This window comes from Paraburkholderia sp. FW306-02-B (assembly GCF_058782725.1).
In genome coordinates this window covers 4,019,992-4,034,441 of the sequence record NZ_JBYSXZ010000001.1, presented here as the reverse complement: position 1 = coordinate 4,034,441, position 14,450 = coordinate 4,019,992, and the positions used below count along the sequence as shown (strand labels likewise).

The window sequence follows — 14,450 nt, the reverse complement described above, 5'->3', positions numbered from 1 at the left end:
TTTTACGCCTGCGGGATCGGGAAGTAGACGCCGGCGCGCTGCGCGGCATTGGAGATATGCGTTTCGATCGCTTTGCCGGCCGCGGCGGAATCGCGCGCCTTGAGCGCGTCGAGAATCGCGCGATGCTCGTGGTAGGTGGACAGCACCAGTTCGCGCCGGTAGAACGGCAGCCGTTGGCTTTCCTTCATGATGTCCGCGCTGCTGCTCAAAATCGATTCGATCGCCGCATTGCCCGCAATGCTCACGATCCGCATGTGGAAGTCGTAGTCGAGCTGGGCGGCTTCGTCGAGTTCTTCGCAGGTGAGCGCCGCCCGCATCGCCGCGATATTGTCTTCGAGCCAGGCGAGGTCGGCGTCGCTGACCGCCTGCGCCGCCATTCGCGCGACAAAGCCCTCAAGCGCGAAACGCATCTGGTACGTATCCGGCAGCGACGACTGCTCCGCGAAGCGCCACGATTGCGCCGCCGTAGCCTGTGCGCTTTCCACATACACGCCCTTACCGGGGCGTATCACCAGCAAACCGAGCGCTTCGAGGGTGGACAGCGCCTCGCGCAACGACGCGCGGCTGATCGCCAGTTCTTCGGAGAGCTGGCGCTGCGCCGGCAGCAGACTGCCCACCGGATAGGCGCCCGCTTCGATCCGTTCGCGGATGGTCGCGATGGCGGCATCAGTAACAGTATGCGGAACGTTTTTCATCCTGGCTCACTTGTGTGGCGTGGTCTGACCAGCATTGTAGTACGCGTTCTGAACGCTCGTACGGATAGCCGCTCAACATGAGAATCCGGCCCTGAAACACGAAGAAAAGAACGGGTAAACACCGTGATTTGAATCCTTGACGCCAGTATATCGGCTTCCTACTATTCGAGATAACAGAACTGGTCGGACCAGTCTGAACAGATGTGAATCGTAACCAGGAGAAAGCCGTGTTGAAGTTTTTCAATTCACTATTTGGCCGGGTCGTCATAGCGCTGGTGGCGGGCATCGTGATCGGCGCCGTGTTCCCGCATTTCGCCCAATCGCTGCGCCCGCTCGGCGACGGCTTTCTCAAGCTGATCAAGATGGTGATCGGTCCAATCGTCTTTTGCGTGGTCGTGAGCGGCATGGCGCATGCCGGCGATCTGCGCAAAGTAGGGCGTGTCGGCTTGAAGGCGGTGATCTACTTCGAAATCATGACGACGATTGCCCTCGTGATCGGCGCGGTGCTGGCCTATGCGACGCGGCCCGGCGTCGGCATGAATATCGACCTGCATTCGCTCGATCCCGCTTCGCTGTCCACGTACACCGAGCACGCGAAGAGCCTGAAGGACACAGCGGGCTTTCTGCTGAAGATCATTCCCGACACGGCGATCAACGCGTTCGCGACCGGCGACATCCTGCAAATCCTCGTGTTTTCGGTGCTGTTCGGCTCGGCGCTGTCGTTGCTCGGCAATAAGGCGCAGCGTGTCAGCAGCCTGATCGACGAGCTGGCGCAGGTGTTCTTCCGCGTGATGAGTTTCATCATCAAACTCGCGCCGCTCGGCGTGCTCGGCGCGATCGCATTCACCACCGGCACCTACGGGGTGGAGTCGCTCAAGCAACTCGGCATGCTGGTGCTGGTGTTCTACGCGAGCTGCATCGTGTTCGTGGTGGTCGTGCTCGGCGTTGTGATGCGGCTGGCCGGCTTCAGCATCTTCAAACTGATCCGCTATCTGCGCGAAGAGCTGTCGATCGTGCTCGGCACGGCTTCGTCCGATGCGGTGCTGCCGCAGATCATGCGCAAGCTCGAATGGATGGGTGTCAAGGATTCGACCGTCGGCCTCGTGATTCCGACCGGCTACTCCTTCAATCTCGACGGCTTCTCGATCTATCTGACGCTCGCGGTGATCTTCATCGCGCAGGCTACCAATACGCCGCTGTCGATGCACGATCTGATTGTGGTGGTGCTGGTGTCGCTGGTGACGTCGAAGGGCGCGCACGGCATCCCCGGCTCGGCGATCGTGATTCTGGCCGCGACGCTGTCCGCGATTCCGGCGATTCCCGTGCTCGGTCTCGTGCTGATCCTGCCGGTCGACTGGTTCGTCGGCATCGCCCGCGCGCTCACTAACCTGATCGGCAACTGCGTCGCTACGGTGGTGGTCGCCGTGTGGGAAAACGATATCGACCGAGGGCGCGCCCATCGCGTGCTGAACCGCGACGCTGCGCTGCGCTACGTGCCTGCCGGCGAAGAAGCAGGTATCGAGTCCGCCGCCGGCGATCACGCGCCCGCAGTCTGATTTCATCCGATTTCGCGCGAGCCGACGCTCTGCGCTTTCCGGCCGGCGGATGCCGTGAATCCGCCGGTTGCCACCTACATAACTCACTGTTGCCTGACCGAGACTATGGCTAATCCGATCCTCGACCCCAATGCTCCCGCTTTCACCCGTCGCTACATGAACCTCGCCGACCCGCGTCTGGGTGCGAAGGCGCTCTACGCCAGCGATGAATTCTTCGCGCCGAAAGAACGCATGCTCGAGCCGCAACCGGCGGTGTTCATCCCCGGTAAGTACGACGACCACGGCAAGTGGATGGACGGCTGGGAGACTCGCCGCAAGCGCACTACGGGCCACGACTATTGCGTGATCAAGCTCGCGCGGCCCGGCGTCGTGCACGGCGTCGATCTGGACACGAGCCACTTCACCGGCAATTTCCCGCCGGCCGCCTCGATTGACGCGTGTCACGTGGACGGCGACGTTCCGCCGGACAACGCCGATTGGCAAACCCTCGTGCCGGCGACCACGCTGCAGGGCAACCAGCACCACTACGTCGAAGTGAACGACACGCGCGCCGTCACGCATCTGCGCGTGAATCTGTATCCGGACGGCGGTCTCGCGCGCCTGCGCGTGTACGGCCAGCCGCAGCGCGACTGGGCGCGGGTCGAACGCGGCACGCTGCTGGATCTCGCCGCGATCGAAAACGGCGCGTACCTCGTCGCCGCGAACAACCAGCATTTTGGCCCTGCCTCGCAGATGCTGATGCCGGGGCGCGGCGTCAATATGGGCGACGGCTGGGAGACCCGGCGCCGTCGCGAGCCCGGCAACGACTGGGCGATCGTCGCGCTCGCGCGGCCGGGCGTGATTCGCAAGATCGAAGTCGATACGGCGCACTTCAAGGGCAATTTCCCCGACCGCTGCTCGCTGCAGGCAGCCTCGGTCACGGGCGGCACCGACGATTCGCTGGTCACGCAGGCGATGTTCTGGCCGGTGCTCCTCGACGAACAGAAACTGCAGATGGACCACGTGCATACGTTCGCCGCGGAACTCGCGTCGCACGGGCCGGTGACGCATGTGCGTTTCAATATCTTCCCGGACGGCGGCGTGTCGCGCCTGCGGTTGTGGGGCAAGATCGCGTAACGGAGTGGCGTCGATGAAGACTTTGCAGATGGAGCGGCTGACGCGCTCGGCCTTCGCGCCGTTCGGCGACGTAATCGAGCTGGACGGCGCGCGCCATTTCGCGATCAACGGCGGCACGACCGAGCGCTATCACGACCTCGCCAAGGTCGACGTCACGGAAAACGGCGGGCGGCCGCTGATCAGCGTGTTTCGCGCGCAGCCCCGAACGCTGCCGGTCGAAATCGCGATGATGGAGCGGCATCCGCTGGGCAGTCAGGCTTTCATTCCCTTAACGGCACGTCGATATCTGGTGGTCGTCGCCCCGGCGGGCGAGTTCGACCCGGCACAGATGCGGGGCTTCTGGACCGACGGTTGGCAGGGCGTGAACTATGCGAAAGGCGTCTGGCATCATCCGCTGCTCGCGCTCGAGCAGGTGAGCGATTTTGTCGTGGTGGATCGGGGCGGCGAACAACCCAACTGCGACGAATTGTCGTTGTCCGAGCCGTACCGGCTCGTGTTCGATGCGAGCCTCGAAATGGTGGAATAGGGCCGCAACCGCAGCAGAACCGCGGCACGGCTGCAGCACTGAGCATGCTGTAATCGCACGTAAAAAAGACCCGGCCGATTTTCATCGGCCGGGTCTTTTTGCGTTTGCCTGCTGGACCGCGCACCCCGACGCGGCCTGCATCACGTCAATGCTTGCGATGCGGGCAATTCTCCTTGGTGCACGCACCGTACAGCGCCAACGCGTGCTCCTGCAGCTTGAAGCCGCGTTCCTTCGCGATGGACTGCTGGCGGCTTTCGATTTCGGAGTCGAAAAACTCTTCGACGAGCCCGCAATCGAGGCATACGAGGTGATCGTGATGCGACCCTTCGTTCAGCTCGAATACCGCCTTGCCTGATTCGAAGTTGCTGCGCGACAGCAGGCCGGCCTGCTCGAACTGCGTCAGCACGCGATACACGGTTGCCAGGCCGATATCGAGTTCTTCATGCAGCAGGTTGCGGTAGACGTCTTCTGCGGTCAGGTGGCGCACCGGGCTATGCTGGAAAATCTCAAGGATTTTGAGGCGCGGTAGGGTCGCCTTGAGCCCGATATTCTTGAGATCGGTTGGATTGGTCATGACAAGGGATCCCTAGAGTACAATGCTGGGCTCTCATAGTAATGTGTTTTTGCCGTTCTGGTCATCTTCGATGGAATGAAACTCGCGCGGCTCGTCCTCGGGCCCGCACGGTGAGTGAAATGATTTCTAAATCTCAATTGATCTACCGGGGGAGCCGCATGCGGGGTACCTTGATCGCTGCTGTGACTGTCGCGGTTCTTGCCGGATGTTCCACCTACGACAGCCTGACGCAGCGCGTTGCACAAAGCATCACGCCGTACCGGATTACCGTGGTGCAAGGCAATTTCGTCTCGAAAGAAGCGGCTTCGCAGATGCAGGTCGGCCTGTCGCGCGCGCAAGTGCGCCAGCTGCTCGGCACACCGCTGCTCACCGACATGTTCCACGCGGATCGCTGGGACTACGTGTTCTATTTCAAGCGCGGCTCGACTAGCGTCGTGCAGCAACGCGACTTCGTGGTTATCTTCGCGGGCGACCGCGTCGCCAGCTGGTCGGGCGGCGACGATCTGCCGTCCAACCTTGAGCTGCTTGCCGAAATCGACGGTGACAAGCGCGGCAAGAAGGCCGCCGTGCCGGTCGCGGCGAGTGGCGCCAGCGCGCCAGTGGCCGCGACGCCGGTTGCGGTGGACACCACGCGCTCGCCGTCCACCGACGCTGCCGCAGCGGCTGTGCCGTCTACGGACGCCAACGCCGAAGCTGCACAGGCCGCCAATCGTGCGACCAACGCGGTGCAGTCGCCGTCGGGCAGAACGCAGTCATCGGTGCGCTCGACCGCGCCGACCGCCAACGGTGGCGGGGTGCCGCCGCAAGGCCCGACGTCCGCGGGTCAGCCGCAGTTCCAGTTCCATCGTCCGCCGCCGCCGCAGGTTCCGGGCACGCAGGAGAATCCGGTGGGACCGACGGGCCCGCAAAGCAGCAACGGCGGCCCAACGCATAACGCGCCGCTGACTTCTTCTCCCACAACTTCGGGAACGGGCGGCTAATCGAGCTGTCCGTGTCTTAAGAAGGGCACTGCGAACGGGCACTGCACACGGGCTACGCGCCGTGCGTGGCGCCCGTCGGACTTTCTGCTTTTCCTGTTACGCGCGGCGCTTGCGTAAGATTCCCGCCGCCGCCGCTTTTGCCCGGTTTTTTGCCGGCTTTTTTGCTTTCGCCAAGCCTCGTAGCCATGAAAATTGCCATTGCTGGCGCATCGGGCCGTATGGGCCGGATGCTCATCGAAACCGTCCTTAACGATTCCGGCGCCACGTTGTCGGGCGCACTCGACCGTGCAGGCTCCCCTCAACTCGGCCAGGACGCCGGTGCGTTTCTCGGCAAACAAACGGGCGTCGCGCTGACCGACGACATCGAGCGCGTGTTCGCCGAGTCGGACTACCTGATCGACTTCACGCGCCCCGAAGGCACGCTGATGCATCTGGAAGCCGCGCAGCGCCACAACGTGAAAATGGTGATCGGCACGACCGGTTTCGACAACGAGCAGAAAGCGCAATTGCGCGCCGCCGCGGACAAGATCGCCATCATGTTCTCGTCGAACATGAGCGTCGGCGTCAATGTGACGCTGAAGCTGCTCGAATTCGCCGCGAAGCACTTCGCGACCGGCTACGACATCGAAATCATCGAGGCGCATCACCGTCACAAGGTCGACGCGCCGTCCGGCACCGCGCTGACGATGGGTGAAGTGATCGCCAACGCGCTCGGCCGCAATCTCGACGATTGCGCCGTCTACAGCCGCGAAGGCGTGACCGGCGAACGCGATCCGTCCACCATTGGTTTTTCGGCGATTCGCGGCGGCGATATTGTCGGCGACCATACGGTGCTGTTCGCGGGCATCGGCGAGCGCATCGAAATCACGCACAAATCGGCGAGCCGCCTGTCGTACGCGCAAGGCGCGCTGCGCGCGGTGCGTTTCCTCGAAGGCCACGCAAACGGCTTGTTCGACATGCAGGACGTGCTCGGCCTGCGCTGAGCGTGTCGCGGGGTCTTTCGCAGACCCTGTTTGCGCCCCTGAATCACTTCCGAAGGCGAGGTCAGATGGCAGGCAGCGGCATTACCCATTACCTGCAAACCAGCGATGCGATCACGCATGCCGTCGCCTATGTGCTGCTGGCTATGTCGATTGCGAGCTGGTGCTTTCTGATCGTCAAAAGCTGGATTTTGGGGCGCGCGAAACATCAGGCTACGCGCGCGATCGCGCAGTTCTGGCAGGCGCCCACGCTGTCCGAGGGCGTCGCGGCACTCAAGCGCGTGGATCGCGAGCGCGTCTTTACGCCGCTCGCCGAAGCCGCGCTGCACGCGGTCGAAGTGGACATTCCGGGTGCGCTGCTCGCCCGCGTGGAGCGCAGCGAGCGGGTGCTGCGGGCGCTGCGTCAGGCGCTCAGCGCGTCGCAGCGGCGGCTCGAATTCGGCCAGGTGCTGCTGGCCTCGGTGGGCAGCACGGCGCCGTTCGTCGGCTTGCTCGGCACCGTTTGGGGCATCTATCACGCGCTCAGCAGCATCGCGGCGAGCGGTGATGCGATGATCGAGAATGTCGCCGGCCCGGTCGGCGAGGCGCTCATCATGACGGCCTTCGGCCTCGTGGTCGCGATTCCAGCGGTGCTCGCCTATAACGTGCTCGGGCGTCTGGTGCGGCAGTTATCGGAAGAACTCGACGGCTTCGCGCACGATCTGCACGCCTACGTGTGCGCGCCGGCCGATCAGGCCCAAGCCAAAACCCACGAACCGGCGCCAGCCCCGGTCCGGGCCCGTTAAGCGCGCCGCTCAAGGCAGAAGGAGGCGATATGGCATTCGGCGGACTGGAAAAAAAGCAGACGGCCGCGCCGATGGCCGAGATCAACATGACGCCGTTGATCGACGTGATGCTGGTGCTGCTGGTGATCTTCATCATTACCGCGCCTTTATTCACGCACGCGATCCGGCTCGATTTGCCGAAGGTCGCTTCAGCGGCGGCGCGGCAAACGCCGCAAACCATTTCCCTTTCAATCGATGCCGCCGGCAAGCTGTACTGGAACGGCAACGTCATCACGCTTCAGCAGATGCGCGCGCGATTCGCGCAAGCAGGCAAAGAGACCGAGCAGCCCGAGATCCACCTGCGCGCCGAGCGCTCGACGCGTTACGAGGTGATTGCCCAGGTAATGGGCGCGGCGCAGCAGGCGGGGCTAGAACGGATCGGCTTCGTGACCGACCCGCCGCCGCCGGGCGCGAGCCAGTAGCAAGACCGCGCCAGTCCCGAGCCGGCCGCGCTACCCGGAACCCGCGAACCCGTAGCGCTGCATCCGGCCCCGATCCCGCCGGGAGGGCCCGATCCCATCCCACCCGCGCACCACGCCACGCGGCGCACCCGTCCGCGAACGGTATAATCAGCCCTTTCCCCGCAGAACGGGAAACGACGCCATTTCATCCAGCAGAGCACCAAAGCGGCCGGTGCGAAAGCACCGAACCCAGCGATCCCATCACACCATGCACGAAAAATACGTTCCCTCCGACGTCGAATCCGCCGCGCAAGGGCAATGGCGCGCCATCGACGCGTACAAGACGTCGGAAACCACCGACAAACCCAAGTTCTATTGCGTCTCGATGCTGCCGTACCCGTCGGGCAAACTGCATATGGGGCACGTGCGCAACTACACGATCAACGACGTGATGTACCGCTATCTGCGGATGAACGGCTACAACGTGCTGATGCCGATGGGTTGGGACGCGTTCGGCATGCCGGCGGAAAACGCCGCCATGGCCAACAACGTGCCGCCGGCGAAGTGGACCTACGACAACATCGACTACATGAAGAAGCAGATGCAGTCGATGGGCCTCGCGATCGACTGGTCGCGCGAAGTCGCGACCTGCAGCCCCGATTACTACAAGTGGAACCAGTGGCTGTTCCTGAAGATGCTCGAAAAGGGCATCGCGTACAAGAAAACCGGCACCGTCAACTGGGACCCGATCGATCAGACCGTGCTCGCCAACGAGCAGGTGATCGACGGCCGCGGCTGGCGCTCGGGCGCACTGGTCGAAAAGCGCGAAATCCCGATGTACTACATGCGCATCACCCAGTACGCGGATGAGCTGCTGAACGACCTCGAAGGCCTCGGCTGGCCCGAGCGCGTCAAGATCATGCAGCAGAACTGGATCGGCAAGAGCTTCGGCGTGAACTTCGGTTTCCCGTATGAAATCGACGGCGAACAGAAGTTGCTGCGCGTGTTCACCACGCGTGCCGACACGATCATGGGTGTGACCTTCTGCGCGGTCGCCGCCGAGCATCCGCTCGCCACGCGTCTGGCGAAAGACAAGCCGGAACTGCAAGCGTTCATCGAGGAATGCAAGCGCGGCGGCGTCGCTGAAGCCGACGTCGCGACGATGGAAAAAAAGGGCATGGCCACCGGCTTCTACGTCACGCATCCGCTGACGCAGGAACAGGTCGAAGTGTGGATCGGCAACTACGTGCTGATGAGCTACGGCGAAGGCGCGGTGATGGGCGTGCCGGCGCACGACGAGCGCGACTTCGCGTTCGTGAAGAAATACGGTCTGCCGATCAGGCAGGTGGTGGCAGTCGTCGGCAAGGAATTCTCGACCGAAGCTTGGGCAGAATGGTACGGCGACAAGGAAGGCGGTGTCTGCGTCAACAGCGGCAAGTACGACGGTCTGAACTACACGCAGGCGGTCGACGCGATCGCCGCCGACCTGAAGGAACTCGGTCTCGGCGACAAGCAGGTCACGTGGCGTCTGCGTGACTGGGGCGTGTCGCGTCAGCGTTACTGGGGCACGCCGATCCCGATCATCCACTGTCCGACATGCGGCGACGTGCCGGTGCCGGAAAAGGATTTGCCGGTTGTGCTGCCGGAAGACCTCGTGCCGGACGGCACGGGCAACCCGCTCGCGAAGTCCGAAGCGTTCGTGAACTGCACCTGCCCGACGTGCGGCGGCGCGGCCAGGCGCGAAACCGACACGATGGATACTTTCGTCGATTCGTCGTGGTACTTCTACCGCTATGCGGCGCCGGATGCGAAGACCATGGTCGACGAGCGCACCGATTACTGGGCGCCGATGGACCAGTACATCGGCGGCATCGAGCACGCGATTCTGCACTTGCTGTACTCGCGCTTCTGGGCGAAGGTGATGCGCGATATGGGTCTCGTCAAGTTCGGCGAGCCGGCCAGGAACCTGCTCACGCAGGGCATGGTGCTCAACGAAACCTACTATCGTGAAAACGAAGCGGGCAAGAAGACCTGGTACAACCCGGCCGACGTGACCGTCACCTTCGACGACAAGGGCCGCCCGGTCGGCGCCGTGCTGAACGCGGATGGCCAGCCGGTGGTGCTCGGCGGCGTCGAGAAGATGTCGAAGTCGAAGAACAACGGCGTCGATCCGCAATTGCTGATCGATCAGTACGGGGCGGATACCGCACGTCTGTTCGTGATGTTCGCCGCACCGCCAGAGCAACAGCTCGAGTGGTCAGGTTCGGGCGTAGAAGGCGCGAGCCGCTTCCTGCGCCGCGTGTGGAGCTTCGGTCACGCGAACGAAGCAGCGCTGCGCGCGGGCGGCAAGCTGGACGCCGCGACGTTCGGCGAGGCGGACAAGGTGCTGCGCCGCGAGATCTACAGCGTGCTGAAGCAGGCTGACTTCGATTACCAGCGTTTGCAGTACAACACGGTGGTGTCGGCGGCAATGAAGATGCTCAACGCGCTCGACAGCGCGAAGGGCGCGCAACCGGCCGTGCTGCGCGAGACGTATGGCGTGATGCTGCGCGTGCTGTACCCGGTCGTGCCGCATCAGACCTTCCAGCTGTGGCAGGAACTCGGTTATGCCGGCGAATTCGGCTCGCTGCTCGACGCCGCGTGGCCGAAGGTCGACGAACAGGCGCTGGAACAGGCCGAAATCGAACTCGTGCTGCAGGTGAACGGCAAGGTGCGCGGCGCGCTGACGGTGGCGAAGGACGCGTCGCGTGAAGCGATCGAACAGACCGCGGCTGCGCACGAAATGGTCGCGAAGTTCAGCGAAGGCAAGGCGCCGAAGAAGATCGTCGTGGTGCCGGGCCGCCTCGTGAACGTGGTCGTTTGACGGTTTGACGGCGCGCGAAAACATGACAGCAGGCAGGACGCCGCCGCGCGCGGCGGCGCTTGTCTGCGCTGCGCAATCTACTGCGAACCAGGAGCCAATGTGACTCGCAGATCGTTTTTGACGCTGGCTTGCAGCGTGCTGATGTTGTCCGCCTGCGGCTTCCAGCTGCGCGGCCAGCAGGACTATGCATTCAAACGCCTCTATATCTCCGGCGGGTCGGCAGCGGCTGGTGCGCGCCTGACGCGTCTGGTGCAAGGCGGCAGCGATACGGTGGTGGTCGGTTCGGTCTCGAATGCCGACGCGACGTTGCAGATTACCGAAGGCCGCGGCGTCAGTACGCTGACTTTGAACTCGCTCGGCGTCGTCGAGGAGTATCAAATGAATCTTTCGATGAACTACACGCTGGTCGGTAAGGACGGCACTGTGCTGATTCCGCCGAGTGTGATCGCGTTGAACCGCGCGATGACCTATAGCGACCAGTACTCGCAGGCCAAGAGCGCGGAATCCGATATCCTGTTCGCCGACATGGAAAACGACGCGATCGACCAGCTCACGCGCCGTCTGGCGATCGTGAAGTCGCTGCATCCTGCGCCGGGCCAGGAAGTGCCGGCGGTTGCGCCACGCGCGCCTCTGCCGCCGCCGCCGCTGTGAGCGGCGTGCTTTGCTTACTTTGTTTCTTTTGCCGCACTTGTTCAACCTCGCTGATCGGTAGCCATGCAACTGCGACTTGACGCGCTCGAAGCACATCTCGCCAAGGGACTCGCCGGACTGTACGTCGTGTACGGCGACGAGCACCTGCTCGCGCAGGAAGCGTGCGACCGGATTCGCGCGACGGCGCGCGCGGCCGGTTTCACCGACCGCTCGGTGTTCACCGTCGAGCGTGGCTTCGACTGGAGTTCGCTGCTTGGCGCGAGTCAGTCGATGTCGCTGTTCGGCGATCGTCAACTGGTCGAGTTGCGGATTCCGTCGGGCAAGCCGGGCAAGGAAGGCGCGGACGCGCTGAAGGCGCTCGCCGCCGCCGTCAATGACGACGTGCTGACGCTGATCACGTTGCCGAGGCTGGACGCCGCCACGCAGAAAGCCGCATGGTTTACCGCGCTGGCCGATGCCGGCGTCGCGTTGAAGATCGATCCGGTCGAGCGCGCGCAGTTGCCGAATTGGGTCGGCCAGCGGCTTGCGGCCCAAGGTCAACGGGTCGCCGCCGGTGAAGAAGGGCGGCGCGCGTTGGCATTCATCGCCGAGCGCGTGGAAGGCAATCTGCTCGCCGCGCACCAGGAGATCCAGAAGCTCGGGCTGCTGTATCCGGCCGGTTCGTTGAGCTTCGAGCAGGTTCAGGACGCTGTGCTGAATGTCGCCCGTTACGACGTTTTCAAGCTGAACGAGGCGATGCTGGCAGGTGATGTCGGCCGCCTGGCGCGCATGCTCGACGGCCTGCGCGGCGAAGGCGAAGCTGCTGTGCTGGTGCTGTGGGCGGTTGTCGAAGAAGTGCGCACGCTATTGCGGATCAAGCGCGGCGTGGCGGCGGGTAAGCCGCTCGCGATGCTGGTGCGCGAGAACCGCGTGTGGGGTCCGCGCGAGCGGCTGATCGGGCCGGCGCTGTCGCGCGTCACCGAGAGCGCGTTGGAGAAGGCGCTCGCTTTGGCGGCGCGGCTGGATCGTCAGGTGAAGGGATTGTCCGGCGGCACGCCCGGCAATCATCGCAACGATCCGCCGCCCGATCCGTGGGACGGCTTGTTCGAACTGGCGATGACGGTGGCCTCGCCCGCAAAAGCGGCGCCCGTGCCGCCACCGCGACCTCGCCCGGCGGCAACTGCACCGGCGCGAAGGCCAGTTTGATCTGCCTGGTTGAGCCTGGCTGAGCCAGGTTGAAGCTGCGGCTCGACGCGCAAGGGTGGTAAGGCGTGAGCCGCACTGCCAGTGTCTCGAAGACGTCTCGCACCACCGACCTTCAGTATCCAGAGGATCAAACCCTTCGCGCGCGCGAGCCGCCGCGGCGAGCAAAGCGCCGCCACCCGACTTACAATCGTTTCATCTTTCGCTCATTCTGCCTGTCCGCCGCACGTGAATGTGCGCGGCACCACGAGAATCAACATGGATATCGACCAGTACATGACCGACCTCGGCCGCCGCGCCCGCCACGCTTCGCGTGCGATGGCGCGTGCGTCGACGGCGGCGAAGAATGCCGCGCTCGCGGCCGTTGCCCAGGCGATCGAACGCGATGCCGCGCTGCTGAAGGAAGCCAACGCGCGCGACCTCGCGCGGGCACGCGACAAAGGCCTCGACGCTGCGTTCATCGACCGTCTGACGCTGTCGGACAAGGCGTTGAAGACGATGGTCGAAGGCTTGCGGCAAGTCGCCGCGCTGGCCGATCCGATTGGCGAGATCAGCAATCTGAAGTATCGGCCGAGCGGGATTCAGGTCGGTCAGATGCGCGTGCCGCTCGGTGTGATCGGCATCATCTACGAATCGCGTCCGAACGTGACGATCGATGCGGCGGCGCTGTGCCTGAAGTCGGGCAATGCGACGATCCTGCGTGGCGGGTCCGAAGCGCTGGAGTGCAACACGGCGCTGGCGAAGCTGATCGGTGAAGGGCTGGAAGCCGCCGGTTTGCCGCAGGACGCTGTGCAAGTGGTGGCCACCTCGGACCGCGCCGCGGTCGGTAAGCTGATCACGATGACCGAATACGTCGACGTGATCGTGCCGCGCGGCGGCAAGAGCCTGATCGAGCGGCTGATGAACGAAGCGCGCGTGCCGATGATCAAGCATCTCGACGGCATCTGCCACGTGTATGTCGACGATCGCGCGGATGTGGCGAAGGCGCTGACCGTCTGCGATAACGCCAAAACGCACCGCTATGGCACCTGCAACACGATGGAAACGCTGCTGGTGGCGCGCGGCATTGCGGCTGAAGTGCTGCCGCCATTGGGCAAGCTGTATCGCGGCAAGGAAGTCGAACTGCGTGTGGACGCTGCCGCGCGCGCGGTGCTGTCGGCGGCCGGCGTCGGCCCGCTAGTCGATGCAACCGAGGAAGACTGGCGCACCGAATATCTCGCGCCGGTGCTGGCGATCAAGGTGGTCGACGGCCTCGATGCGGCCATCGAGCACATCAACACCTACAGCTCCGCGCACACGGACGCGATTGTCACCGAAGATCACGACCGCGCGATGCGCTTTCTGCGCGAAGTCGATTCGGCGAGCGTGATGGTCAACGCGTCGACGCGCTTTGCCGACGGCTTCGAGTTTGGCCTTGGCGCGGAAATCGGCATCTCGAACGACAAGCTGCATGCGCGTGGGCCGGTGGGGCTGGAAGGGTTGACGTCGCTGAAGTATGTTGTGCTGGGGCACGGCGAAGGCCGGCAATAACGGTTCGCTTCCGGCGCGCTATCGCCATCACTGGGATGGACACGAGTTTCCGTTCAGTGCGCTGGCGGCCCCTCGCTCATTTCCACGCTGACAAGCAGTACAAGGACCGCTGATGCTTTGGGTAAAAACGTTTCACATCGTTCTGATTGCTTCCTGGTTTGCCGGCCTGTTCTATCTGCCGCGCATCTTTGTCAATCTGGCGATGGAGACGGAACCCGCCGCCACGGCGCGGCTTTTGACGATGGCGCGCAAGCTGTTCCGCTTCATGACGTTTATCGCGGTGCCGGCGCTCGCATGCGGTCTGTGGCTGTGGCTCGCGGTCGGCATCGGCCGCGGGCAGGGCTGGATTCACGCGAAGGTGGGGGTGGTGGTGTTGCTGATCATCTATCACGCGTACTGCGGCGTGCTGCTGCGGACTTTCGAGCGTGGCGAGAACCGCCGGACGGATAAGTGGTATCGGATGTTCAATGAACTGCCCGTGCTGGGGATGCTGGCGGCTGTAGCATTGGTTGTTTTGAAGCCGTTCTGAGAAGACACGCGGACCGGTCCCGGTCCGCGTGTCACGTCATCTT

General features: G+C 63.7%; 14 protein-coding genes. 12 read left to right on the top strand and 2 right to left on the bottom strand.

Going from position 1 to position 14,450, the window contains the following annotated elements; all coding sequences use genetic code 11:
* Positions 1-2: 2 nt before the first annotated feature.
* On the bottom strand, positions 3-695 hold the full coding sequence (locus AC3WOG_RS18000) for a FadR/GntR family transcriptional regulator (protein WP_492579227.1): 693 nt from the start codon (positions 693-695) through the stop codon (positions 3-5).
* Between the two features lie 227 nt (positions 696-922).
* On the opposite strand from AC3WOG_RS18000, the gene AC3WOG_RS17995 reads away from it, so the two are divergent.
* From AC3WOG_RS17995 to AC3WOG_RS17985, 3 genes are all read left to right on the top strand, one after another.
* Positions 923-2,251, top strand: a complete 1,329-nt coding sequence (locus AC3WOG_RS17995) for a C4-dicarboxylate transporter DctA (protein WP_492579226.1) — start codon at positions 923-925, stop codon at positions 2,249-2,251.
* A 105-nt stretch (positions 2,252-2,356) separates the two neighbouring features.
* Positions 2,357-3,367: an allantoicase gene (gene alc / locus AC3WOG_RS17990; RefSeq protein WP_492579225.1), complete on the top strand. Its 1,011-nt coding sequence runs from the start codon at positions 2,357-2,359 to the stop codon at positions 3,365-3,367.
* Positions 3,368-3,380: 13 nt separating this feature from the next.
* The gene (locus AC3WOG_RS17985) at positions 3,381-3,893 is read left to right on the top strand and encodes an ureidoglycolate lyase (protein ID WP_492579224.1); all 513 of its coding nucleotides are present in this window, start codon (positions 3,381-3,383) and stop codon (positions 3,891-3,893) included.
* 145 nt (positions 3,894-4,038) lie between these two features.
* Here AC3WOG_RS17985 and fur read toward each other — a convergent pair whose 3' ends face one another.
* Positions 4,039-4,467, bottom strand: a complete 429-nt coding sequence (fur, locus tag AC3WOG_RS17980; RefSeq protein ID WP_012434340.1) for a ferric iron uptake transcriptional regulator — start codon at positions 4,465-4,467, stop codon at positions 4,039-4,041.
* Positions 4,468-4,625: 158 nt separating this feature from the next.
* Here fur and AC3WOG_RS17975 point away from each other — a divergent pair, with 158 nt between their 5' ends.
* The 9 genes from AC3WOG_RS17975 (at position 4,626) to AC3WOG_RS17935 (ending at position 14,407) form a co-directional block, all read left to right on the top strand.
* Complete coding sequence (locus AC3WOG_RS17975) at positions 4,626-5,447, top strand: outer membrane protein assembly factor BamE (RefSeq protein WP_492579834.1); 822 nt, start codon at positions 4,626-4,628, stop codon at positions 5,445-5,447.
* A 185-nt stretch (positions 5,448-5,632) separates the two neighbouring features.
* Positions 5,633-6,430 carry a 4-hydroxy-tetrahydrodipicolinate reductase gene (gene dapB / locus AC3WOG_RS17970; protein ID WP_492579223.1) on the top strand — a complete coding sequence of 266 codons (798 nt, stop codon included), beginning with the start codon at positions 5,633-5,635 and terminating at the stop codon, positions 6,428-6,430.
* A gap of 65 nt (positions 6,431-6,495) precedes the next feature.
* A complete protein-coding gene (locus tag AC3WOG_RS17965) occupies positions 6,496-7,212 on the top strand; it encodes a MotA/TolQ/ExbB proton channel family protein (RefSeq protein ID WP_492579222.1) in 717 nt (238 codons plus the stop codon).
* A gap of 29 nt (positions 7,213-7,241) precedes the next feature.
* Entirely contained in the window at positions 7,242-7,673 is a 432-nt protein-coding gene (locus AC3WOG_RS17960; RefSeq protein ID WP_492579221.1) for an ExbD/TolR family protein, read from the top strand.
* Positions 7,674-7,920: 247 nt separating this feature from the next.
* On the top strand, positions 7,921-10,515 hold the full coding sequence (leuS, locus tag AC3WOG_RS17955; RefSeq protein ID WP_492579220.1) for a leucine--tRNA ligase: 2,595 nt from the start codon (positions 7,921-7,923) through the stop codon (positions 10,513-10,515).
* Positions 10,516-10,614: 99 nt separating this feature from the next.
* Positions 10,615-11,166: an LPS-assembly lipoprotein LptE gene (locus tag AC3WOG_RS17950; RefSeq protein ID WP_492579219.1), complete on the top strand. Its 552-nt coding sequence runs from the start codon at positions 10,615-10,617 to the stop codon at positions 11,164-11,166.
* 63 nt (positions 11,167-11,229) lie between these two features.
* Positions 11,230-12,351, top strand: coding sequence for a DNA polymerase III subunit delta (gene holA / locus AC3WOG_RS17945; protein WP_492579218.1), 1,122 nt, complete (start codon positions 11,230-11,232; stop codon positions 12,349-12,351).
* 255 nt (positions 12,352-12,606) lie between these two features.
* A complete protein-coding gene (locus AC3WOG_RS17940; RefSeq protein WP_492579217.1) occupies positions 12,607-13,878 on the top strand; it encodes a glutamate-5-semialdehyde dehydrogenase in 1,272 nt (423 codons plus the stop codon).
* A gap of 112 nt (positions 13,879-13,990) precedes the next feature.
* Positions 13,991-14,407: a CopD family protein gene (locus tag AC3WOG_RS17935; protein ID WP_492579216.1), complete on the top strand. Its 417-nt coding sequence runs from the start codon at positions 13,991-13,993 to the stop codon at positions 14,405-14,407.
* Positions 14,408-14,450: the final 43 nt, after the last annotated feature.